Origin of the sequence: Haloplanus sp. XH21 (assembly GCF_023276355.1) — an archaeon.
In the GTDB taxonomy this organism is placed as follows: Archaea; Halobacteriota; Halobacteria; order Halobacteriales; family Haloferacaceae; genus Haloplanus; species Haloplanus halobius.
In genome coordinates, this window is record NZ_JALLPL010000001.1 from 2,003,753 (window position 1) to 2,025,567 (window position 21,815).

Below are 21,815 nucleotides of genomic sequence, written 5' to 3' on the forward strand. Positions count from 1 at the left end.
ATCCTAGACGACCAGTTCGACCGGATACGCTGTCAGATTCTCGTAGCCATCCTCGGTGACGACCACCAGATCCTCGATGCGCACGCCGCCGACATCGGGGTCGTACAGCCCCGGTTCGACCGTGATGACGTTCCCGGGGTCGAGTTCGCCGCCGTCGGGCGCGATCCGCGGGAGTTCGTGGACGTCGAGGCCGACGCCGTGGCCGGTGCTGTGGATGAACCCCGTCTCGGCGCCGGGATCGCTGCGGAGCGTCGGGAGTCCCGCCTCTTCGTAGACGTCGCAGGCGGCGGCGTGAACGTCCTCACCCGTGACGCCCGGTTCGACGGCGTCGAGGGCCGCCTGTCTCGCCGCGTCGGTCAACTCGAACCACTCCCGGAGCTTCGGACTCGGCGTGCCCTTGACGAACGTCCGCGTCATGTCGGCGTGATACCGCGTCTCCTTGTCTCGGGGGAAGATATCGATCACGATGGGCTCGCCCGCGCGCAGGGGGCCGGAGCCGCGGTCGTGGGGGTCGGCGGCGTCGGCGCCGCAGGCGACGATGGTTTCGTCGAGGGCGTACCCGTCCTGGAGGAGCGTGAGTTCGATTTCGCGCCTGACTGCCTCGCTGGTCAGGGGCTCACCGTCGCGGTGGAGGAGCCCGTCCTCGACGGTCGCCAACTCGAGGAGGGATTCGGCGGCCGACATGGCGCGTTCGTTCGCGCGCTGGGCGCGCCGGATGTGTTCGATTTCGGTGTCGGTCTTGACCGCGCGGAGCCGGGTGACAGCGTCGTCGTGGTCGACGTCGACGACGAGGCCCTCCTCGCGCAGTCCGTCGGCCGTGCCGAGGGGGAACCGTGCGGGCACCGCCACCGCCGAAACGTCGCGATCGGCGAGGAAGTCGGCGATCACCCGCGCTCGGCCGCGCACCCGTCCGGCGTCGGCGACGCGATCCCGATAGTCGTACGCCGAGAGCCGAGCGACGGTGTCGGCGTCGGCGTCTTTCGTCGCGCGGCCGTACTCCAGTCCGGAGACGAGGAGGTGGACGCCGTCGGGCGTGTAGCAGGTGACGAAGGGGTCGGGGGCGTCGAATCCCGAGAGGTAACGCTGGGTCGAATCGGTGCCGTCGGCGTCGACCAGATAGCCGTCGTGGTCGTCGCCGAGAGCGTCGTCGAGCGGTGAGCGGTCCGATCGCATGGCTCCGACTGGGGGATGGGGAGGCAAATACGCTTGGCTGGCGGTGGACTGCCATCAGGTCAGCGACCGGATGGCGTCGAACAGGAACAGGAGGCCGAACCCGCCGAGCACGAGCGCACTGATCCCGGCGACGACGGGCGCGAACGCGGCGACGCGGCGCTGGCCCGCCCGGAGTGCGAGCGGAAAGCCGGTGATCCAGAGCGCGATGCCGAGGAAGAAGCCGAACAGGAGCACGGGGCTTCCCGTCCGGACCACCAGCAGACCGGCGAGGTCGCTCCCGACGTAGGGCGTGTACGACAGCACGTCCAGACGCCCGGGTTCGAGCAGGCCGACGCCGATGGTCAACCAGAACAGGATCTGATAGGGGTTGGTGAGCGCGAGCAGGAACGCCTTGCGAAAGCCCGTCGTTGCCCGGGCGGGCGTCTGGGCGGAGACGGAGGCGGAGGTGAACCCGACGCTCGCCTCCGCGGCCGCGCCATAGGCGAAATACAGCATGAGGAGGCCGCCGACGCCGACCATCACCGCCCGGAGCGTCGGGAATCGTTCGACGACCGTCACGACGCCGAGCAGCGAACAGACGAAGAAGACGGCGTCGGCGGTCATCGCGCCCAGGCCGGCGCGGACGCCCGCCAGAAATCCTTCGGTGACCGACTCCGACGCGATGACGGCGTTCATGGGACCGGGCGGCGCCGCGAGGGCGAGGCCGAAGACGACGCCGGCCAGGAGCGACGGGAGGGGGCTCGGCACGTCGCCACCGTGGCGTGCCGCGAGAAAAACGCTTCCGTTAGAACGCGCCAGTGATGGCCGCCGCGACGACGCCGACGACCGTCTCCCAGACGGAGAATCCGGTGACGATGCTCAGCGACGTATCGACCGCGAAGAAGGCGAACAACGCCGCCGAGAAGAGGTGGGCCTTCCGGAGGTCGAGTCGGTGCGAGAACCGATGGAAGAAGAAGGCGTTCGCGAGGCTCACCGGGATGATGGCGAGCATCTCGCCGGCCCAGATGGCGGGGTGGGCACCGTACTGGGCGGCCAGTCCGATCGTGACCAGCTGGGTCTTGTCGCCGAACTCGCCGGCGGCCATCATCGCGAAGATGGGGAGGAAGCCACCGAGCGCGTCCGGGAGTTCCCGCCCGAACACCTGCGGCTGGAAGTCGTCGGACAGCGAGGTGACCCCGCCGTCAGTCGCGCTCGTTTCGACCCGTTCCGGTTCGCCGCGGCCCGGCATCGATCGGTAGAGGAGGACGGCGAAGAGGAGGAACAGGCCCGCAGTGAACGCGTCCAGCACGGCGGGTGGGAGCGCGCGCTGGAGCGCCTCGCCGAAGAGGATTTCGAGCACGGTCCAGCCGGCGAAGGCGGTGCCCGCGGCGCTGACGACCACCAGCGGGTTGTACCGGGTCGAGAGCCCGGCAATGATGAACTGCACCTTCTCGCCCGGCAGGACGACGAGTTGGGCGACGAAAGCGACCGTGAGGATTTCGAGCCACCCGGTCATGCGTCGGCCTCCTGTTCGGCGGGCCGGACGCGGATCGTGCGCGCGACCGATTCGGGGAGGCTCTGTTCGCCGCCGTCGACCCGCACGGTCACCATGCCGAACGGCGCCACGTCGACGACGGCGAGTTCGGTCCCCGGCCGGATTCCCGCCTCGTCGAGATAGGTGAGTTCGGCTTCGTCCCGGTCGCGGACTCGGCTGACGACCACTCGGTCCCCCGTGTCGTAGTCGGTCAGCGGCGCGGTCTCGTCGCTTTCGAGTGGCCGCAGATCCGCGCCGGGGATCGGATCGCCGTGGGGATCGACTTTCGGATCGCCGAGCGCCTCCGCGACCCGCTGTTCGAACTCCTCGGAGATGTGGTGTTCGAGTGCGTCGGCCTCCTCGTGGACGTCGACCCACGAGTAGTCGAGGCGTTCGGCGAGATAGGCTTCGAGCAGGCGGTGGTGGCGGAGCACCTCCAGCGCGACCGTCTCTCCTTCGGGCGTGAGTTCGACGCCCTTGTACTTCTCGCGCTCCAGCAACCCGCGGTCCGCGAGTTTCTGGACCATGCTCGTCACCGTCGGCGCCGTCTTGCCCACCTCCTCGGCGATGGCCGAGGTCGACACCGGTGAGCCGTCCTCCGACTGAACCCGATAGATCGCCTTTAGATAGTCCTCCATCGCGTCGCTCAACATCTGTCTGCTCTGATTTTGACGCGTCTAATCTATAAACCTGTCGTGTCTAAATAAGAAGCGACGCCGGCTGTTCAGACGCCCTGGCCCATCAGATGGCTTCGGAGGACATCCGCCGTCTTCACGCCGGCATCGGCGTTGACCACTAGAACCGTCTCGTCGGCGCCGAACGCCCCGTCCTCCGCGAGCGCCCACGATCCAGCGGCGGCGGCCCCGCCCACGACGCCCACTTCGGTTCCGAGTCGCTGCGTGAGCGTCACCGCGCTCTCCAAGACGTTCTCGTCGGCAACAGCGACGGCGCCGCCGTCGCTCGACTCGATGGCGTCGAGCGCGAGCGCGCCGCCTGCTGGCGCGGGCAGTTCGAGTTCGCCACAGATGGTGTCGGGGTGGTCGATGGACTCGATCGATCCGTCGCCGCGGCGGTGGGCCTCGACGATCGGCGCACACCCGTCCGGTTGGACGGCGTAGAGACGCGGGACGTGGTCGGTCAGGCCCAGCGCCTGCAGGTCTCGGAACCCTTGTGCGATGCCGACGAGGATCTCACCGGTCCCGACGGCGATCACGGCCGCGTCGGGGGCGGTCCAGTCGCGCTCGGCCGCCACCTCGTAGGCCAGCGTCTTGTAGCCGTCGTGGCGATACGGCGTCGTGAAGGCCTGGAGGGAGTACCAGTCGCGTTCGAGACTCGACTCCAGTGCGTCGAGGGCGTCGGCGTAGCGGCCGCCGATCACGCGCATATCCGCCCCGTGGACGTTCACCATCGCCTTGTTCGGGAACGGGGCGCGCGAGGGGAGATAGACGTAACAGTCGGTGTCGATCCGGCCGGCGTAGGCCGCCGCTGACTGGCCGGCGTCGCCCGGGGCAGCGAGCGCCAGCAGGTCGGTGCCGTGACGCGCCGCCATCGTCACCGCAGTCGAGAGCCCGCGATCGAACACCGTCCCTGTCGGGTTGCGCCCCTCGTCTTTGAGCAGCAGGTCCCCGACGCCGAGGTCGGCCGCGAGCTCCGGCGCGTCGAGCAGGGGCGTCGCCCCCTCGACGGCCGAGACGGCGTCAGCGGCGTCGACAGGCAAGAGGGCGTCGTACGCCCACATCGAATCGGGGTCAGTCGGGAGCGCGCCGGCGTCGACGGCGTCGCGGTCGTAGACGGGCGTCAGCGGTGCGCCGGCGTCGCTCCGACCGGTGTGGTCCGGGGCGTATCGCTCGCCCGTCGCCGTACAGTCCAGTCCGAGCAACGTCGCGGAGAGAGCCATGCCCGCGGTTGCGTCCGGAGTGGCAAATCCCTGTCCATGAATTCTTTGTCGTCGCCGCCCGACCGTCGGGTATGGACGAAGACACGTCGGTCGTCGTCGCTGGCGCGGGGCTGGCCGGCCTCGTCGCCGCGCGGCATCTCGCGGCGGCGGGCGCGGACGTGACCGTATTCGAGCGTCGCGACGAGGTCGGTGGCCGCGTACGAACCCGCCGCCGCGACGAATTCACGCTCGACCGTGGCTTCCAGGTGCTGTTCACCGCCTATCCTGCGGTCCGCCAAGAGCTCGACCTCGGAGCGCTCGACCTGCGATCGTTCTCGCCCGGCGCCGTCATCGCCCGTCCCGGCGAGCGCTCGGTCCTCTCGGACCCCCTTCGGGACCCGTTCTCGCTCACGAACACCCTGTTCAACCGGGAGGTGACCACGAGCGACAAACTGCGGACGCTCGCCCTGCGCCAACACGTCGGAAGCCGCGACGAAGCCGACATCTTCGAGAGCCCCGACGCCCCCATCGCCGACTACCTCCACGAGTGGGGATTCTCGGAGGCGTACATCGACAACTTCGTCGCCCCGTTCTACGGCGGCATCACGCTCGACCGGTCGCTGTCGACGTCGAAACGCGTCTTCGAGTACACGTTCAAGGCGATGAGCGAGGGGCGGGTGGCGCTCCCCGCCGACGGCATGGGGGCCATCCCCGCGCAGTTGGCCGCTCGGGCGCGGGAGGCGGGGGCGACGATCCGCCTCGGCGAACGCGTCGAGGCAGTCGAGGCCGAGGGCAGTCCCGTCACCGTCGACACCGCGGCGCGGACGGTCGAGGTCGACGCCGCCGTCGTCGCCACCGATCCGCGGAGCGCACGGGCGTTGACCGACGTGGAGTCGATCCCGACCGCGGCGCGACCGTCCGTCACGCAGTATCTCTCCCTCCCCGGCGAGGACCTCGACGAAGGGAAGAAAATCCACCTCAACGCGGCCGGCGACCGGCCGAACGCGGTCGCCCCCCTCTCGGCCGTCGCGCCGAGGTACGCGCCCGACGACCGGACGCTCCTCGCGGCCACGTTCGTCAGTAGCGAGGCGGCCGGAACGGACGGCGACGCAGCGATCCTCGATATCGACGACGACACGCTGGCCGAGGCGACGCAGTCGGCGCTCGAATCCTGGTATCCCGAGCGCCAGTTCGGCGGCCTCGAACACGTCCACACCGAGCGGATCCCGTTCGCGCAGTTCGCCCAGCCGCCGGGGATCCACGACGACCTGCCCGACGCGCGTGATCCGGCGGGGGACGTGTATCTCGCTGGCGACTACACCGCCTGGTCGTCGATTCAGGGGGCGATGCGGAGCGGTCGTGAAGCGGCCGAAGCGATCCGGACCGACCGGTAACTACGCGAAAAGCGTGCCGTAGCCGTCCGGGAGTTGCGTCCGGCTGATTGCCCAACGTCTAGCGCCACACGCTACGTGTCGAATCTGGAGGAACAGCGATCGCTCGCCCGACGATCAGTCGGCGTGCTCTTTTGCGGTGGTGTACGCCTCACGAAGGCGGCGAAACGCCTCGCTGTCGCCGCCGTGGTCGGGGTGGACATCTTTGACGCGGCGCCGATAGGCGGCTTTCACCTCGTCGGCGTCGGCGGTCGGTGACAGCCCCAGCGTCGCGAAGGCCGCCCTGGCTGATCCCGTCGCTTCCCTGTCGGCCGTGTTCCGGGTCGGCGTCTCGAAGGGGAGCCGGCGGCCGAGCTGGTGGCCGGGCATCTCGTACTCACAGAGGACGGCCGCGGTGCCCGCGCGCTCGATGCGAAAGTACGCCTGCGGGTCGAACGTGATGGCCACGTCGCGGTCGGGCAGGTAGAAGGCCACGGCGTCGTCGCGGACCGTCGCGTCCTCGACGTACCGCTCGCCGATGGTGTCCAGATAGGTCCTGATCTCGTCTCGGCGCCTGTCGGTGCCGTCGACGCGGTGTGTCGTCGACGACGGAGGCGGCGGCAGGAGACGATCACCGGCGACGAAGAGGCCAGCGATCAGGGCGGTGATGACGCCGGCGCCGAGAACGCCCACGAGCAACCAGGACGGCGACGACTCCAGCACGCGCCCCGCTTCGGCGCGCGCGATAAAGAATCTCTCGCCGCGATCAGCCGATGTATCGGAGTTCGTCGTCGGTGGGCATCTGGGCGCCCTGGTTCTGCATCTCCTGGATCTTGCCGACGACCTCCTCCATCTCGTCGGCGCGGTCCTCCAGCGACGCGTAGTCGAGATCGAATCCGACGACGGTCTCCAGCACTTCGAGCACCGCGCGGGCGCTCTTCGGATCGACCAGGTAGCCGCTGGTCTCGCCCATCAGACAGGTGGCGTCGAGGCCGCGGCGCGAGCCAAGCCCCAGCAGGAGGCCGCTCACGCCGACGATACCGCCCGCCGGTTCGTCCTCGCGGAACTCGACGCCCTCGTCTTCGAGTTCGGGGATCAGGTCGGCGTCGGTCACCGCGCCGAGGACGTGGTACTCCTCGATGAGTTCGCCGGTCGGCACGCCGCCGAGCGCGTACACGCGTTCGACGCCGAACGAGTCGGCGACGTCGAGAAACGCCTCGGTGATGTGGTAATGGCCGGCGTTGCTCCCGGCCTGGTGATCGCCGGTGAGCACGAGCACGTCCTGGCCGCCCGTCTCGATGGCGTAAAACTCCGCACAGACCAGGTCGGCGACGCCCTCCTCGTCGATGCTCACCTGGGGCGGGAACTCGTCGGCGTAGACGCGCCGGACGAGTTCGCTGTCGAACTCCTCGATCAGATACTCGGCGGCGAGTTTCCCGACGTGACCGACGCCCGGAAGCCCTTCGACGAGCACGGGGTCGGAAAGCGTCGGCTCCGCAACGGTCTCGACCTCGATAGCGTCCATACCCCTTAGTCCCGGCCGCGGCGCTTAAGAGCGCGTCGGTACTCACCGTAGGGATCCGCGGGGTCGAACGGCGCTGGTGCGCTGTTGACCGCCTCGGCGCCGCAGTCGGGACACGTCGATCCCAGCGTGTACACCGGGCGGTCGTGGGCCGACTCCCACGCGGAACATACCCGGATGTCGGCTTTCATTCGGTCTCTGTCTCGCGCTCGCGGTGGTAGCGCCCGGTCCCGCCGGCGTCGGCGATGGCCTGGCTCGCCCGCTCCGCGCTCGCTTCGAGTTCCGACTCTGCGCGCTTGTAGTCCGGGGCGCGGACCTTGATGCGGTACTCCGGCGACCCGACGTAGGACACCGAGAGTTCGATTTCGTCGCCGACGTCGCCCTCACCTTCGGCGGCCTGCAGCGCTTCTTTGATGTGGTCGACGCCGTCACTGGACGGGCATTCGAGGTCGACGTAGCCCGTGACGTTGACGTAGGGCACCGAGACGTTCTCGCGGGCCGTGTCGACGATGGTGTCGATCGCCTCGTCGTCGAGGTCGACCGAATCGAGCGCCTCGTCGCCGTGGATGGCCGCGGATTCGAAGGCGTCGTAGAGGGTCTCGAACTCCTCGAGGAGGGCGTCGGCTATCTCCTGGTAGCGCTCGTCGGCGATGTCCTCGCCGAAGGCGATCGACATCCACTTATCGGCCTTCTGCTCGTTTTTCCACTCCTGAATCTTCTCTTTGTGCTGGTGTTCGTTGACGTCCTTGATCGAGAGATCGATCTGCTGGGAGCTCTCGTCGACGTCCAGCACCTTCGCGACGACCGTCTGTCCCTCGCGGACGTGGTCGCGGACGTTCTTGATCCAGCCACTGGCGACTTCGCTGATGTGTGCGAGACCGCGCTTGTCCTCGTACTCTTCCAGGTCGACGAAGACACCGAAGTCGGTGATTTCGTCCACCTTGCCGACGACGAGTTCGCCCGGTTCGGGCCAGCCACTGTATTTCATGTGCGTCAGCGTGCCTCGACGGTGCCGGTCACTTCACCCTCGAAGGCGGCGTGGCCGCCAGTGGGGCGGGCCAGCGTGCTCCCGCAGACCGCACAGTTCACCGTCGTCGACGCCTTGTCGAAGACGGTCTGTTCGTTACCACAGTCCGCACACTCGACGGTGACGAAGTTCCCCGTCATTCCTGGAACTCCAGTCGACCCGCGCGCCATCCCTCGCGCATGTGGGCCTTGCCACATTCGGCGCAGCGGTACTTCAGGTGGGTCTTTTTCGTCGGCTTGTCGCCACCCGGCACCTTCGAGAACTTGCCCGCGTTCCCGATGGTGGACGTGGCTCGCTCGCGCTGTCGGTCGATCCACTTCATCCCCGTTTCACGACCGCGACGCACTTTCTCGACCTCGTGCTCGAAATGCCCGTTGCAGTGCGGGCAGTACGTGTTGAATCGGCGTGGCATCTGCATAGATAATCTACCTTACGCGGTCTTTCGCGCCGCGCGTTAAAACCCGTTTGGTTCGCCGTCGGGCAGCGGCGTCGCTCCAGGTTCGGTCACGGGCCGCTGGATGTGACACGAGACGCCAGCGACGGATCATCGAAGCGATTAAGCCCGGACTGGCCGAACGGCGGCGTATGCAACAGCTCATCGTCAGGGGTGACCCCGGCATCCGCAAGGACGCCGTCATCGAGTACGACGGCGACGAGCAGGTCTGTTTCTCGATCCAGCGCCAGGGCGACTACCACGGCCCCGATGAAGTCCAGCTCTGGTGTACCATCGGAACCCCGGACGAACGCGAGGCCTTCGAGAAGCGTCGGTTCGTCCCCCACTGGCTCGATGTCGACTCCATCGACGCCGACGCGCTCGATGTCGTCAAAAATCGCGGCGATTAAACGGTGTCCAGTCTCTCCTCATCGACGCGATAGATCGTGACCACGCCGTTTTCGAACACCGGCGTCAGCCCCGCGACGCCGTCGAACGAGACGTTCCCGTAGCGCGCGCGCTCCGCCGGTCCGACCCAGACGTAGTCGACGCCGTACGTCTCGATGACGGCGACCGTGCGCTCCGGCGGACCGGTGTACGCGGCGTCCACGTCACGCACGCGCTCGAGATACGGTTCTCGGCCGCGATACCCCACCTCGTGGTGCCACCCGGCGACCGTCGGCACACCCGTGAGACTCGCGGCCGGACTCGACTCCCAACTGTACATCCCGGGCACGGGGGCGCCGCCCGATTCGGGTTCTCGACCCGTCGCCGGCGCGGAGAGGAGCGTCGGTTGCCCGGAGAGGTTATCGACGAAGGCGATAGCTGGCGCCTCGTCGGGATGCTCGCGTTCGACGAACGCCGTCGCGTCGAGGGTCGGATCGGTGGCTCCCTGGAAATGTGACGAGAGCGCGAGCCCCGCGTAGGGCACCGTCGAGAGAACGACGGCGAGCGCGAGGCCGGCCCGCAGCCATCGTGACCGCGTGCCGGGCACCGAGACACCGCCGAGCCAGCGGACGAAAGAGGGAAGCGCGACGCCCGCGGCCGTCCCCCACAGCACCCACACCTGCGTGTACGTCTTGAACACGGTGTTCATCCGAAGCGGGCCGGCCAACTCCTCGACGTACACGAGTTCGACGATGCCGACGAGGCCAGCGCCGGCGACGATCAACACCGTCTCGAAGCCGACCGGGCGGTCGGTTCGGTGGGCCACCCATCCGAAGACGATGAGCGGCCCGACGAGGATGGCGACGGGGAGGTTCGCCGTGATCGCGAGTAGGCCAAGCGCCAAGAGCGCGCCGAGCAGCGGCCAGGGCCGATCGACCGCCAGCCGATCGGTCAGGTAGGCGTAGAAGGTGGCGAGGAAGGCGCCGTGGACCAACAGGAGCGCGGGGAGGCTCGACCGCTCCGCGGCCGCGAGCAGGGCGACCTCACGGCCGCCGCTCGCACTGAGCAGGAAGGGTAGCGCGAGCGCCCCACCGAGGACGCCAGCGACGACGGTGACCGCGAGCGCGCCGCCGAGGTGGCCGAGTTCCTCACCGACTGGACCGTCGTCGCGGGCGTGACGCCACGCCGCGACTCGGCGCGAGAGGATGGGCCAGGGATCGGTCGATCCGAGCGCAAGGGCGAGCGCGAGAAGCCCGAAGAGAGAGGGGAAACTCCACGTGTCGACGATGACCTGGAAGCCGGCGAGGATGGGTACCGCGACGAACGCGAGCAGTCGCCGGCGGCGTAAGCGGTCGGGCGGGGGTCGATAGACGGCGAAGGCGATGGCGGCGCCGAGCAGGAGGAAAGGCGTCCCCATCATGTGGGCGTGGAGGTCGCCGTTCAGCCACGCGAACAGGGGGAACTCGTTGATCGTCCCGGGGATGACGCGGCTGGCCGTCCAGTAGGAAAACGGGTCGACGCCAGCGAGGACCTCTTCGGGGGCGTACCGGGTCCGGGCGGCGACGATCCGGGCGATCTCGGTCCGAAGCGACGAGGGCAGGGCGCCGACGGCGAGGCGGCCGGCAGTCACGAGATTACTGGCGAGACCGACGAAGAAGGCGGCGGTCAGCCCGGCGAGGCGTCCCGACTCCGCGCGGTCCCGGGCGACGGCGCTGGCGAGGCCGTAGGCGGCCGACACCAGCGTCGCGTAGAACCCGGCGAGTGAGAGGTTGTACGCGTAGCGGGGCGCGGTCCAGGTGAGGTCGCCGAGCACCGCCGTCAGCAGGTGGCCGCCGTAGTAGTAGACGACGGGTTCGCCGGCGAACCACATGTCTTCGGGGGGAAGCTTCGTCGCCCGATTCAGGGATTTCAGCAGGCCGAAATCGAGGAACTTCTCGCCGCCGAGGGGATGGACCGCGGGGTCGACGGCGCGGACGGCGACGAGCAGGACGAACGCGGCGACGAACACGACGGCCACCTCGGCGGTCGTGCGGTCGGGGCGCGCGGCGTCGGCGAGGCGAACGCGGCGGTCGGACAGCGCGTCGCGGTCCAGCGCGGCGCCGACGGCGAGGGCGACGAGGACGAGAGCGGCAGCAGCGAGGGCGGCGGGGCCGAAGGTGAGGTGGCCGATCCAGTAGATGGCCGTTCCGAGGACGACCAGCGCAGTCGGGAGCGCGAATCCGGCGCCGCGACCGGGAAGGGTCGCGAGCAGACGGCCCGCGAGGGGGCGACCGAGCGCGGCGAGTGCGCCGTAGGCAACCAGCCACCGGAGGACGAGCCCGTACTCCATTGACCGGACGACGGCCCAGCGCGCCTAAACCGTTTGTGGTGTGGGGCAGGGGAAGTCGTTCAGTTTTTTACGGCGGTGGCGAAAGTAGTCTCCATGACCCGCACCGTCGGGGTGGTGATTCCCGCGTACCACCCGGACGTCGACCGACTCGCGGCCTACGTCGATGCCCTCCACGAAGCCGTGGATCCGACCGTGATCCGCGTCGAACTCGACGCCGCCGAGCCAGCGGTCCGCGACCGTATCGAATCCCTCCCTGTCACCGTCAACGAGGCCGCGGCCCGTCGGGGAAAGGGGGCCGCGATCACCGCTGGCTTCGAGGCGCTGTCGACCGACGTGTTGGCCTTCGCCGACGCGGACGGGAGCACGCCGGCGTCCTCCCTCGCGGACGTGATCCAGCCGGTCGTGGCCGGCGACGCCGACCTCGCCGCCGGCTCGCGCCGACATCCCGACGCGACCGTCCAGTCACACCAGACGATCGCGCGCCGGTATCTCGGCGATGGGTTCGCGTGGCTGGCCCGCCGCCTGCTCGATGTAGACCTCCACGACTACCAGTGTGGCGCGAAGGCGCTCAGCCACGACGCCTGGACGCGGATCCGGTCGCATCTCCGCGAACCCGGCTTCGCGTGGGACATCGAACTCATCGCCGTCGCCGACGCCGTCGGCTGTCGCGTCGTCGAGATCCCCGTCGTCTGGGAGGACCGTCCCGAGTCCACCGTCTCGCCGGTGGGGACGACGCTCCGTCTCGCGAGGGGGCTTCTCGTCGCGCGCCACCGAGCGCGCCTCCTGCGGAACGACCCGTTGCACTCCCTGCTCGACCGCCCACGGGATTCGGCGCCCGCACTCGTCGAGCGTGACCACCGATGAGCGGGAGTGGTCGGCTCGGCGACCTGGCGGAGCTCTATTCGGGGCTTCGGTTTGGGAAGTTCGTCTCGGTCGGCGCGGTAGGAGCGACCGCCGAGACGATCGTCGTCGCCATCCTGACCGCCGGCTACGGCGTCATTCCGCAACTGGCCAAGGCCGTGGGCGCCGAGGTGTCCATCACGCTCATGTTCCTCATCAACGACCGCTGGACCTTCGCGGACTCCGGCGCAGTCGGCTGGATCCCGCGCGGCCGTAGATATCTCAAATCCCACGTCGTGCGCGCCGGAGGCCTGGCCGTCGGCTTTCTCGTGCTAACGGTGCTGACATCGTGGACGGACATCACCCTCGTCGTCAGGGGCGCCGACCTCTGGCCGACGGTGGCGAACGCCATCGGCATCGGCTGTGGGATGCTGCTCAACTACCTCACGGAGGGGCTGTTCACGTGGCGCGTCGGTAGCGACTGAATACGGGTCGTTGTGATTGTGTCCCGGCGGTTCGCCAAGACGGTCCAGCGACCCACCGGTACTGACCTACGATAACCCGTATGAGCGCAGGGGACGACGCGGGCCTGATTGCCATACGGTACGCGAATCACAATCCTTAATGCTCGCACCGGATTCGAATACTCATAGCGGGATGGGATAGCCAGGAGATTCCGCCGGGCTCATAACCCGGAGATCGGTAGTTCAAATCTACCTCCCGCTATTTTCTGACCGAACGACGTGACTGACGATCGGGAGGAGCCGTTCGCTCGAAACGCCTCGTGGAGATTTGAACCAGAGAACGGCGAGCGAAGCGAGCCGTTCGCGTAGTTCAAATCTCCCTCCAACGGACGAACCGCCGGCCAAAAGTTATCCACTACCCCCGCGACAGTCACGGCCATGGTCCCCCTCCAGATCGGACTGCCCGGCGGTCCCGAGTTGTTGATCATCGGCCTGTTTTTCATGCTGCTCCCGTTCGTGATGTCGTACTGGGTCTACACGGACGCCACGAAGCGAGGTAACGACAACGCGGCGTTCTGGGCGCTCGCCGTCGGCGGCCTCACGTTTCTGACGGGGCCCGGCGGCTTCCTCGCCCTGGCGGTCTACGTCTGGCAGCGCGGCTAGAACTCGTACGTCGACGTCGGAGACGGCCCGTCGTCGCCGTCATCCATCGGCCCGGCGGCGACGAACGCGTAGTCGTCGTCGGTCAGATACACGTCGTCGTCGGTGACGGCGACGTCGACGCCTTCGAGCGTGGCGCCCTCGCAGGGGCCGAAGGTGCAGTGGCCGGTGTCGGCCTCGAAGTACGCGCCGTGGTTGGCACAGACGAGTTCGCCGTCGCGCATCGGCGCGCCGGAGCCCTTATCGAGTCGCACGTCGAGCAGGTGACGGCAGTAGTTCAGCCAGGCGCGCACCTCGCCGTCGGGTGTTCGGACGAGGACGGCCTCCTGTGGGTCGGCGGCGTCGACGTGACGGACGGTGAAAATCGTGGTCGTCTCCGCGGGAACGGCGTCCAGCGACGTGATTCGTCGGTCCGAATCCACTTCCATCGCCCCGGAGTATTCGGCGCCGAGACTTATACGCCGCGCTGGCCGGCGGGTAGCGACCGGCGAATCATACGGATTATTGTAACTGTTTGCCGGTGGTTCGCTGGGACGGTCAACGAACCACCGGAAATGACTTCCAATAAACCGTATCAGTGATCCTTGGCGCGGTCGATCCAGCGGCCGACCCGCTTCGGCGAGAGGTCGATGTCGGCGGCGAGTTCCTCCGCGTCCGCGGCCGCGAGTTCGGCCACCGTGTCGACACCGGCCTCGGACAACCGCCGTGCGTACGCCGGACCGACACCCTTGATCACGTCGACGGACTCCGGTTGGGAGCCTTCGAGGTCCTGGGCCTCGTGTTCCCCGGTCGTCTCGCCTTCCGATTCGGCGTCGGCCGTGTCGAGTTCGGTCTCCACGTCCCCGGCGTCGGGGCTGGCCGCCTCGGCGGGTTCGGCGGCGTCGGTCGGTCCCTCCTCTTCGACGAGCGACTCCGTGGACGCCGCTGCCTCCGTCTCGGCAGCGACCGACTCGTCTGCCTCCGTTCCCTTCACCGCGTCCTCCGTCTCCGTCTGCGGTTCGTGCTCGACACTCACGGTCGTCTCCCGCTCTCGCTCTCGATTCTCCGACGACTCGCCCAGTCCCAGCACCGATCGCAGCGTGTCCAGTAGTCCCATTAGTGATAGGTACAAACGCCCGATATTTAAAAACATTCGCGGCCGCGTCATACGGATTGTTGTAACTGTTTACCGGCGGTTCGCCGAAACAGTCCGGCGAACCACCGGTACTGACTTCCAATAAACCGTATCAGAGCCGCGATCGGAGCGCGTCGTTCATGGCGTCGACAGGGGCGTCGCGGCCGGTCCAGTGCTCGAACGCGACGACGCCCTGGAACAGGAGCATCCACCCGCCGTCGATGGTCGTCGCCCCCGCGTCGGCAGCGTCACGGAGGAGTCGCGTCTCGATGGGCGAGTACACCGCGTCGAGGACGGCCACATCCGAATGCAAGTGGTCGGCGGGGACGGGCGTCTCGTCTTCGTCCATCCCGACGCTCGTGGCGTTGACGAGGATATCGGCGTCGGGGACGCGGTCGGCGAGCGTCTCGAGGCCACCGCTCGAAACCGTCGCTTCGGGGAGTTCCGTCCGGACATCCGCGGCGAGGGCGTCGGCCCGATCGACCGTGCGATTGGCGATGTGGACCGTCTCGCAGGCGTCGGCGAGGGTGAACGCGACGGCGCGAGCGGCCCCGCCAGCGCCGACGACGACGGCCTCGGCGCCCGACAGCGAGACGCCGTGGTGATCGAACGCGCGACGGACGCCCGCGGCGTCGGTGTTGTACCCCCGCGGCGGGCTGGTCGAGAAATCGATGGTGTTGACCGCACCGATCCGTGCCGCGAGCGCGTCGGGCTCGACCAGGTCGAGGACGTCCTGTTTGAACGGGATGGTGACGTTGAGCCCGTCGACGCCGAGAGCTGCCGCGCCGTCGACGGCGCGCGAGACGGCGTCGGGGTCGGGCTCGAACGTGACGTATTTGGCGTCCATCCCGAGTTCGTCGTACGCCGCCTCGTGCATCGGCGGCGACAGCGAGTGACCGACCGGGTTGCCGATCAGCCCGAACACGTGCATCGTCATCACCGGAAGCCCACGGCCGGCATCAATAAAACACTGCGCGTTCGCGGGCGGATCCGACCGTTATAACCCGCGGGGCGCACATGCCCCGACTATGCCGCGAGAGCCGACGTTCGAACTCTACCGCGATAACGCCGACGAGTGGCGCTGGCGCCTCGTCGTTGCCAACGGAAACATCATCGCCGACAGCGGCGAGGGCTACGCGTCCAAGCAGGGCGCGAAACGGGGGATAGAGAGCGTGAAACACAGCGCACCGGAGGCGCGGGTCGTCGTCGACGACGACAGCAGTCGGTGACGGCGGGCTCTCTACGCCCTATTCGGCGGATATCGGGGCCGAAAGGGGGCTATACCCGACGAGTTACGCATCTGCCGCCAATATGGCGTATCGGCCGCCAACCCCCACTTAACCCTCCGAATTCGCGGGTCTAGCGGATAACTTGTGATTTATTATCCGGGAGAGAGCTACCCACTGGTACACCACCGCAATGATTCTGACACTGCGAACTACTGCCGCCGACACCGGGAGGACCGACCGATGAGACGACAGGCGCTCGGCGCCGTCGCCGGCGCCGTCGCCCTGACGGCTCCCTGGACCGTTCTCTGGGCGACCGGCAACGCGCACGCCTTCTCGACGCTCGCAACGGTCGCGGTGAGCGGTCTCTCCGTCCTGGGCGCGTCGTTCCTCCTGGCCTGGGGGGCAGAGACGGCCGAGAAAGACGTTCCACGGGCGTTCGCCATCGCCGTCCTCGCGGTGCTGGCGGTCGCCCCGGAGTACGCCGTCGACGCCCTCTACGCCTGGAACGCAGGACAGTTCGCGGGTACCCCACGCGGCATCGAGGCGGGAAACCTCGCCGTCGCCAACATGACGGGAGCGAACCGCATCCTGATCGGGATCGGGTGGGCCGGCATCGCCCTGTTCACCGTCCTTCGCAACGGCTCGGAGGACGACCCTGCGGTGAAACAGCGACCGGGGATGTTCCGGAACGCGGTCTCGCTCGACCGCGACATCGGCCTCGATATGGTGTTCCTGCTGCTCGCCACGCTCTGGGCGTTCATCGTCCCGATCAACGGCGGGATCGACATCCTGGACATGATCGTCCTCGTCGGTCTCTACGTCGCGTACATCGTCATCATCCTCCGCGGCGATGTCGAAGCGGGGGAGGAACACGTCGGCGTGCCGGCCTATCTCCAGTCGTTCTCGCGGCCCTACCGTATCGCGACGGTCCTGCTCCTGTTCGTCTACTCCGGCGTCATGATCTTCACCGCAGTCGAGCCGTTCGCGCACGGACTCGAGAGCCTCGGGCAGAACATCGGCATCCCCTCGTTCTTCATGATCCAGTGGATCGCACCGCTGGCCTCCGAGTCGCCGGAACTCATCGTCGTCGTGTACCTAGTGAACAAGGCGCGGTCGACGGCCGGCTTCAATGCGCTCATCTCCTCGAAGCTCAACCAGTGGACGCTGCTCATCGGGACGCTCGTCGTCGTGTACTCCATCGCGCTCGGCCAGTACGGTGCGCTCCCGTTCGACGAGAAGCAGATGGGTGAGATCTGGCTGACAGCCGGCCAGTCCTTCTTCGCGCTCGCCCTGCTGGTCAACTTCGAAATCTCGATCCGGGAGGCGCTGGTGTTGCTGTTCCTGTTCCTCACGCAGGTGCTCTCGGAGTTCCTGCTCATCCGCAGACTCCTCGAACTCCCCATCTCGGATTACGAACTCCTCCTGGTGTTCACGGGCGTCTACCTCGTCCTGGGTATCGGCCTGTTCGTCGCTCGTCGCAAGGCGGCGGCTCGCCTGCTCAGACAGGCGGGCGGGACGGTGAGCGAAGCCTTTTCGGACGACACCGGCCAAACCGGAGGTGCCGACTGACATGTTCGAGCGACTCCTCATCCCGGTCGACGGTAGCACCTGTGCCCAGTACGCGGCCAAACACGGTCTCGAACTCGCAGATCGCTACGGGGCCACCGGCGAGGCGATCTACGTCGGCGACGATGACGCCGACGGCCAGGCGATCCTCGACACCGTCGACGATATGGCCGAAACCGTCGGCACGACCGTCGAGACCACACTCCTCCAGGGAAACCCCGCAAAGCGCATCGCGGAGCGGGCCGCGGAGCGTGATCACGACCTCATCGTCATGGGTCGGTGCGGACGGGCCGGCGTGACAGAGGTCGTCCTCGGAAGCGTCACGGAACGCGTACTGCGCCGGACCGACGTGCCGGTGTTGACGGTCCCGGACGAGGACCTCGCCGGCGCCACCGGTGTCGAGTACGGGTCCGTGCTCGTCACGACCGACGGGAGCGAGATCGCCGACCGCGCGGGACCGTACGGCGCGGACATCGCACGGCGCTTCGACGCGGCGCTGCACGTGCTCAACGCGGTGGACGTGCAGGCCTCGGCCGGCGTGTTCGACGCCGGCGGCGTCGGCGAGGAGTATATCGACCGACTCGAAAGCGAGGGCGAGAAAGCCGTCGACCGACTCGTCGAGGACATCGACAGCGCGGAGCTGGACGTCCACCGGGCGGTCGTGCGGGGCGCCGCCCGCGAGGTGATCCAGGAGTACGTCGACGACCACGGGATCGACCTCGTGGTCATGTCCTCGGAAGGCCAGTCCAACCTCGCGAAACAGCGGATCGGCACCGTCGCGGGGCAGGTCCTTCGCTCGCTGGACGTTCCGGTGCTGGTCGTCCCCGAGGCGTAGCGATCGGCGGCGACGGTCCCACATCGTTTTCGTTTTCAGGGCTGGCCGCGAGCGTTCCGACGTGATCGCGATCGTCGTCAGCCGCGCCGACAGCGCCTCCGAACACATCGGCGAGCAGTTGCTCGACTGCGCCGAGTGGACCGAACACCGGGACGACGCCCGTCCCGACGCCGACGGCGGCGGCATCTACTACCGGACCGAGGGGTTCGAACTCCGCGCGTTCGACGACCTGCATATCCATCTCGACCGTCCGGACGAGGCCTTCACCGACCCCGATCTCCTCGTCGTCGTCTCCCGCCACTCCGGCGAGACGGACGCGCTCCTGACCGCCCATTTCACGGGTAACTTCGGCGAGGCGGAGTACGGCGGTGCAGCCGGCGAATTCGCCCGCGCCTGTCCCAACGCCGCCAACGAGGTGGTCGACGCCCTCGCCCGCCACGCCCCGCCGGCCTACGAGGTCGGCACGGAGTGTACCCACCACGGTCCGACGGACATCGGCGTCCCCTCGATGTTCGTCGAACTCGGGAGCGACGAGGCCCAGTGGCAGGATCCCGAGGGCGCCCGCGCCGTCGCCCGGGCCGTCCTCGACCTCCGCGGCGTCGACGCCGACCGGGAGAAACAGGTCGCGGGCTTCGGCGGCGGCCACTACGCGCCGCGCTTCGGCCGCATCGTCCGCGAGACGGCGTGGGCGGTCGGGCACGTCGCCGCCGACTGGTGCATCGAGGCGATGGGCAACCCCGCGACCAACCGCGATGTCCTCCGCCGTGCCGTCGAGGCGAGCGGGACGGAGTACGTCGTCGTCGAGGGCGGCCACTCGGGGCTCGAAGACATCCTCACGGATCTGGGCTACCGGAGCGTGAGCGAGACGTGGCTCCAAGAGACGGGCGTCCATCCGCTTCCGCTGGTGGAGGCCGTCGAGGCCGAACTCGACACCGTGGCGGAGGGCCTGCGGTTCGGCGACATCGCCCCGTCCATCGAGGACCGCGATCCGGCCGCGGCCGTCGTCGTCACCGACCTGCCCGCCGACCTGCCCGACGCGGCCCACGGGGTCGCCCCCGAGGCGACGCGAGCAGCCGTCGCCGCGAACACCGTCGCCTTCGAGACGACGGAGGGCGGCACGCGGCCGCGGGGGCGAGTCGCGCTCGCGGCCGACGATCCGGCCGCCGCGGCCGAGGCGCTGACGGACGCGCTAATGTCGATCCTGGAGGAGTCGTACGACGAGGTGACCCGCCGCGACGACGAGGTGGTCGCGCGGACGGAGACGTTCGATCCGGCGGCCGCCCGCACGCTCGGCGTGCCCGAAGGCCCGGCGTTCGGTCGACTCGCGGAGGGCCAGGCCGTCGAGGTCGACGGGGAGCGGATCGAGCCGTCGGTCGTGCGGACGGAGCAGACCGAACGGTTCGACGCCGTCACGCCGCCAGAAACGTAAGAATGTTGACATTCGTCAGACGCGCGCATGACGCCAGCAGCGGCGCTATTCCGGCCGGCGTCAGACGCGCGCGTGACAACGGGCGGAAGGATAATGTGGCTGCCTTCGAAACGCGTGAACAGACCATGGATTCCATCGTGGAGGATGCAATCGAGGATGCCGAGGAGCCGGGGGATGGGACCACGGCCGAGGTAGACGCCAGTCGAGAGCCCACGCCCGACGCGAGCGAACGATCAGGGAAGATGACCGACGAGGAACTCCAGGACGTGCTGGAGGACCTCCAGACGGACATCACGGTCGTCGGCTGTGGGGGGGCCGGCGGCAACACCGTCAACCGGATGGCCGAGGAGGGAATCAAAGGCGCCAACCTCGTCGCCGCCAACACGGACGTGCAACACCTCGTCGACGTCGAGGCCGACACCAAGATCCTCATGGGCGAGGAGAAGACCGGCGGCCGCGGCGCCGGGTCGCTCCCGCAAGTGGGCGAAGAGGCCGCCATCGAGAGCCAGGAGGACATCTACGGCGCCATCGAGGGCTCCGACATGGTGTTCGTGACGGCCGGGCTTGGCGGTGGCACGGGCACCGGATCCGCACCGGTCGTCGCCGAGGCGGCCCGCGAATCCGGCGCGCTCACCATCGCCATCGTGACGACGCCCTTTACCGCCGAGGGGGAAGTGCGACGCACCAACGCCGAAGCCGGGCTCGAACGCCTCCGCGATGTGGCCGACACCGTCATCGTCGTGCCGAACGACCGCCTGCTGGATTCGGTCGGCAAACTCCCCGTCAAGCAGGCGTTCAAGGTGTCCGACGAGGTGCTGATGCGCTCGGTGAAAGGCATCACCGAACTCATCACGAAACCGGGGCTCGTCAACCTCGACTTCGCGGACGTGAAGACGGTCATGGAGAAAGGCGGCGTCGCCATGATCGGCCTCGGCGAGAGCGACTCCGAGCAGAAAGCGCAGGATTCGGTGCGGTCGGCGCTCCGCTCGCCGTTACTCGACGTCGACATCTCCGGAGCCAACTCCGCGCTCGTCAACGTCACCGGCGGCACGGACATGGCCATCGAGGAGGCCGAGGGCGTCGTCGAGGAGATCTACGACCGCATCGATCCCGACGCCCGCATCATCTGGGGCACCTCTATCGACGAGGAACTCGAGGGCAAGATGCGGACGATGATCGTCGTCACGGGCGTCGAGTCGCCACAGATCTACGGTCGCGGCGACGAACCGGCGCCCGCGGAGGGTGCCGGCGACGACATCGACTACGTGGAGTAGCGGATCTCACCCCGGTCGAGCGTCTCGCCGGTCGGCCCCGGCAGAACCGTCGCTCATTTCTCAGACGCTCTCTACCGCCGTCGCTGCGGGGCCTATCAATAGATAGAAAAAGCCCGCTCGCGTAGCACCGGATATGGACGTCAAGTACGACCTCGCAAGCTACGTCCGCGTGCTCAAGATGGCGAGCACGCCGTCGTGGAACGAGTTCTCGCAGATCGCCAAGGTCGCGGGGGCTGGTATCTTTCTCATCGGCCTCCTCGGGTTCATCATCTTCGCCGTCATGACGTTCCTCCCCGGAGGTGCGTAGCGTGGGAATCTTCGCCGTCAAGACCACCGCCAGCCAGGAGCGCACCGTCGCCGACATGATCGCGAGCCGGGAGGAGGACGAAGTGCACGCCGTGCTCGCGCCCGACTCGCTCACGAGTTACGTGATGGTCGAGGCCGACAACAGCGCCGTCCTCGAACGCGTGATGGACGAGATTCCGCACGCGCGGAGCATCGTCCCCGGGAAGTCCTCGATCACCGAAGTCGAGCATTTCCTCTCGCCGACGCCGGACGTGGAGGGCATCGCCGAGGGCGACATCGTCGAGCTCGTCGCCGGCCCGTTCAAAGGCGAGAAGGCACGCGTCCAGCGCATCGACGAGGGGAAAGACCAGGTGACGGTCGAACTGTACGAGGCGACGGTCCCCATCCCCGTCACGGTTCGCGGCGACCAGATTCGCGTGCTCGACTCCGAGGAACGGTAGCGGTGTCCGTGCGGTGGCTCGACGCCCA

27 protein-coding genes and 1 tRNA gene are annotated in these 21,815 nt (G+C 68.1%); 13 read left to right on the forward strand and 15 right to left on the reverse strand.

The features are described 5' to 3' along the window. Positions 1 to 3: 3 nt before the first annotated feature. The 5 genes from MXB53_RS10450 to MXB53_RS10470 form a co-directional block, all read right to left on the reverse strand. The gene (locus MXB53_RS10450; RefSeq protein ID WP_248897362.1) at positions 4 to 1,173 is read right to left on the reverse strand and encodes a M24 family metallopeptidase; all 1,170 of its coding nucleotides are present in this window, start codon (positions 1,171 to 1,173) and stop codon (positions 4 to 6) included. 54 nt (positions 1,174 to 1,227) lie between these two features. Further along, positions 1,228 to 1,848 (reverse strand): LysE family translocator, encoded by a 621-nt coding sequence (locus tag MXB53_RS10455; protein WP_248898102.1) that lies wholly within the window; start codon positions 1,846 to 1,848, stop codon positions 1,228 to 1,230. A gap of 109 nt (positions 1,849 to 1,957) precedes the next feature. Next, positions 1,958 to 2,668, reverse strand: coding sequence for a TMEM165/GDT1 family protein (locus MXB53_RS10460; protein WP_248897364.1), 711 nt, complete (start codon positions 2,666 to 2,668; stop codon positions 1,958 to 1,960). Continuing rightward, entirely contained in the window at positions 2,665 to 3,339 is a 675-nt protein-coding gene (locus MXB53_RS10465; RefSeq protein ID WP_248897365.1) for a metal-dependent transcriptional regulator, read from the reverse strand. Before MXB53_RS10465 ends, MXB53_RS10460 begins: the two co-directional genes overlap by 4 nt. 71 nt (positions 3,340 to 3,410) lie before the next feature. Then, entirely contained in the window at positions 3,411 to 4,583 is a 1,173-nt protein-coding gene (locus tag MXB53_RS10470; RefSeq protein WP_248897367.1) for a pyridoxal-phosphate dependent enzyme, read from the reverse strand. 71 nt (positions 4,584 to 4,654) lie between these two features. Between MXB53_RS10470 and MXB53_RS10475 the strand changes: the two genes are divergently transcribed. Further along, complete coding sequence (locus tag MXB53_RS10475) at positions 4,655 to 5,956, forward strand: NAD(P)/FAD-dependent oxidoreductase (RefSeq protein WP_248897369.1); 1,302 nt, start codon at positions 4,655 to 4,657, stop codon at positions 5,954 to 5,956. Positions 5,957 to 6,070: 114 nt separating this feature from the next. Here the strand turns inward: MXB53_RS10475 and MXB53_RS10480 are convergent, their stop codons facing one another. Genes MXB53_RS10480 through MXB53_RS10505 form a run of 6 tightly spaced genes read right to left on the reverse strand, consistent with a single transcriptional unit; the run spans position 6,071 to position 8,899 of the window. Continuing rightward, positions 6,071 to 6,655, reverse strand: coding sequence for a J domain-containing protein (locus MXB53_RS10480; protein WP_248897371.1), 585 nt, complete (start codon positions 6,653 to 6,655; stop codon positions 6,071 to 6,073). A gap of 43 nt (positions 6,656 to 6,698) precedes the next feature. Next, on the reverse strand, positions 6,699 to 7,457 hold the full coding sequence (locus MXB53_RS10485) for a proteasome assembly chaperone family protein (protein WP_248897373.1): 759 nt from the start codon (positions 7,455 to 7,457) through the stop codon (positions 6,699 to 6,701). Between the two features lie 5 nt (positions 7,458 to 7,462). Next, positions 7,463 to 7,645: an RNA-protein complex protein Nop10 gene (locus tag MXB53_RS10490; RefSeq protein ID WP_248897375.1), complete on the reverse strand. Its 183-nt coding sequence runs from the start codon at positions 7,643 to 7,645 to the stop codon at positions 7,463 to 7,465. Further along, a complete protein-coding gene (locus MXB53_RS10495) occupies positions 7,642 to 8,442 on the reverse strand; it encodes a translation initiation factor IF-2 subunit alpha (protein ID WP_248897377.1) in 801 nt (266 codons plus the stop codon). Before MXB53_RS10495 ends, MXB53_RS10490 begins: the two co-directional genes overlap by 4 nt. Before the next feature lie 5 nt (positions 8,443 to 8,447). After that, the gene (locus tag MXB53_RS10500; protein WP_248897378.1) at positions 8,448 to 8,621 is read right to left on the reverse strand and encodes a 30S ribosomal protein S27e; all 174 of its coding nucleotides are present in this window, start codon (positions 8,619 to 8,621) and stop codon (positions 8,448 to 8,450) included. Beyond that, a complete protein-coding gene (locus MXB53_RS10505) occupies positions 8,618 to 8,899 on the reverse strand; it encodes a 50S ribosomal protein L44e (RefSeq protein ID WP_248897379.1) in 282 nt (93 codons plus the stop codon). Before MXB53_RS10505 ends, MXB53_RS10500 begins: the two co-directional genes overlap by 4 nt. A 167-nt stretch (positions 8,900 to 9,066) precedes the next feature. Between MXB53_RS10505 and MXB53_RS10510 the strand changes: the two genes are divergently transcribed. Then, entirely contained in the window at positions 9,067 to 9,324 is a 258-nt protein-coding gene (locus tag MXB53_RS10510; protein WP_248897380.1) for an HAH_0734 family protein, read from the forward strand. On the opposite strand, the gene MXB53_RS10515 is transcribed toward MXB53_RS10510, so the two are convergent. After that, positions 9,321 to 11,630, reverse strand: a complete 2,310-nt coding sequence (locus tag MXB53_RS10515) for a DUF2298 domain-containing protein (protein WP_248897382.1) — start codon at positions 11,628 to 11,630, stop codon at positions 9,321 to 9,323. The genes MXB53_RS10510 and MXB53_RS10515 overlap by 4 nt on opposite strands. Positions 11,631 to 11,723: 93 nt before the next feature. Between MXB53_RS10515 and MXB53_RS10520 the strand changes: the two genes are divergently transcribed. From MXB53_RS10520 to MXB53_RS10535, 4 genes are all read left to right on the forward strand, one after another. Beyond that, the gene (locus tag MXB53_RS10520) at positions 11,724 to 12,494 is read left to right on the forward strand and encodes a glycosyltransferase (protein WP_248897383.1); all 771 of its coding nucleotides are present in this window, start codon (positions 11,724 to 11,726) and stop codon (positions 12,492 to 12,494) included. Continuing rightward, a complete protein-coding gene (locus MXB53_RS10525; protein WP_248897384.1) occupies positions 12,491 to 12,955 on the forward strand; it encodes a GtrA family protein in 465 nt (154 codons plus the stop codon). The genes MXB53_RS10520 and MXB53_RS10525 overlap by 4 nt, the downstream gene beginning before the upstream one ends. 166 nt (positions 12,956 to 13,121) lie before the next feature. Then, positions 13,122 to 13,196: transfer RNA gene (locus MXB53_RS10530), tRNA-Met, on the forward strand. Between the two features lie 176 nt (positions 13,197 to 13,372). Continuing rightward, complete coding sequence (locus MXB53_RS10535) at positions 13,373 to 13,597, forward strand: hypothetical protein (protein ID WP_248897385.1); 225 nt, start codon at positions 13,373 to 13,375, stop codon at positions 13,595 to 13,597. Here MXB53_RS10535 and MXB53_RS10540 read toward each other — a convergent pair. The 3 genes from MXB53_RS10540 to MXB53_RS10550 all read right to left on the reverse strand — a co-directional run bounded on the left by MXB53_RS10540 (position 13,594) and on the right by MXB53_RS10550 (position 15,639). Beyond that, positions 13,594 to 14,022: a Rieske (2Fe-2S) protein gene (locus MXB53_RS10540; protein ID WP_283102257.1), complete on the reverse strand. Its 429-nt coding sequence runs from the start codon at positions 14,020 to 14,022 to the stop codon at positions 13,594 to 13,596. The genes MXB53_RS10535 and MXB53_RS10540 overlap by 4 nt on opposite strands. A 146-nt stretch (positions 14,023 to 14,168) precedes the next feature. Beyond that, a complete protein-coding gene (locus tag MXB53_RS10545; RefSeq protein WP_248897387.1) occupies positions 14,169 to 14,690 on the reverse strand; it encodes a helix-hairpin-helix domain-containing protein in 522 nt (173 codons plus the stop codon). Between the two features lie 130 nt (positions 14,691 to 14,820). Continuing rightward, entirely contained in the window at positions 14,821 to 15,639 is an 819-nt protein-coding gene (locus MXB53_RS10550; RefSeq protein WP_248898104.1) for a shikimate dehydrogenase, read from the reverse strand. Positions 15,640 to 15,736: 97 nt separating this feature from the next. Here MXB53_RS10550 and MXB53_RS10555 point away from each other — a divergent pair, with 97 nt between their 5' ends. The 7 genes from MXB53_RS10555 (at position 15,737) to MXB53_RS10585 (ending at position 21,787) form a co-directional block, all read left to right on the forward strand. After that, on the forward strand, positions 15,737 to 15,937 hold the full coding sequence (locus MXB53_RS10555; protein WP_248897388.1) for an HVO_2922 family protein: 201 nt from the start codon (positions 15,737 to 15,739) through the stop codon (positions 15,935 to 15,937). A gap of 240 nt (positions 15,938 to 16,177) precedes the next feature. After that, entirely contained in the window at positions 16,178 to 17,506 is a 1,329-nt protein-coding gene (locus MXB53_RS10560) for a sodium:calcium antiporter (RefSeq protein WP_248897390.1), read from the forward strand. After that, positions 17,496 to 18,338: a universal stress protein gene (locus tag MXB53_RS10565; protein WP_248897391.1), complete on the forward strand. Its 843-nt coding sequence runs from the start codon at positions 17,496 to 17,498 to the stop codon at positions 18,336 to 18,338. Before MXB53_RS10560 ends, MXB53_RS10565 begins: the two co-directional genes overlap by 11 nt. Positions 18,339 to 18,399: 61 nt before the next feature. Beyond that, positions 18,400 to 19,767 (forward strand): D-aminoacyl-tRNA deacylase, encoded by a 1,368-nt coding sequence (locus MXB53_RS10570; protein WP_248897393.1) that lies wholly within the window; start codon positions 18,400 to 18,402, stop codon positions 19,765 to 19,767. A 125-nt stretch (positions 19,768 to 19,892) separates the two neighbouring features. Then, positions 19,893 to 21,041, forward strand: a complete 1,149-nt coding sequence (gene ftsZ / locus MXB53_RS10575) for a cell division protein FtsZ (RefSeq protein WP_248897394.1) — start codon at positions 19,893 to 19,895, stop codon at positions 21,039 to 21,041. A gap of 133 nt (positions 21,042 to 21,174) precedes the next feature. After that, positions 21,175 to 21,348 carry a protein translocase SEC61 complex subunit gamma gene (locus MXB53_RS10580; RefSeq protein ID WP_248897396.1) on the forward strand — a complete coding sequence of 58 codons (174 nt, stop codon included), beginning with the start codon at positions 21,175 to 21,177 and terminating at the stop codon, positions 21,346 to 21,348. A 1-nt stretch (position 21,349) separates the two neighbouring features. Further along, the gene (locus tag MXB53_RS10585) at positions 21,350 to 21,787 is read left to right on the forward strand and encodes a transcription elongation factor Spt5 (protein ID WP_248897397.1); all 438 of its coding nucleotides are present in this window, start codon (positions 21,350 to 21,352) and stop codon (positions 21,785 to 21,787) included. Positions 21,788 to 21,815 lie beyond the last annotated feature (28 nt).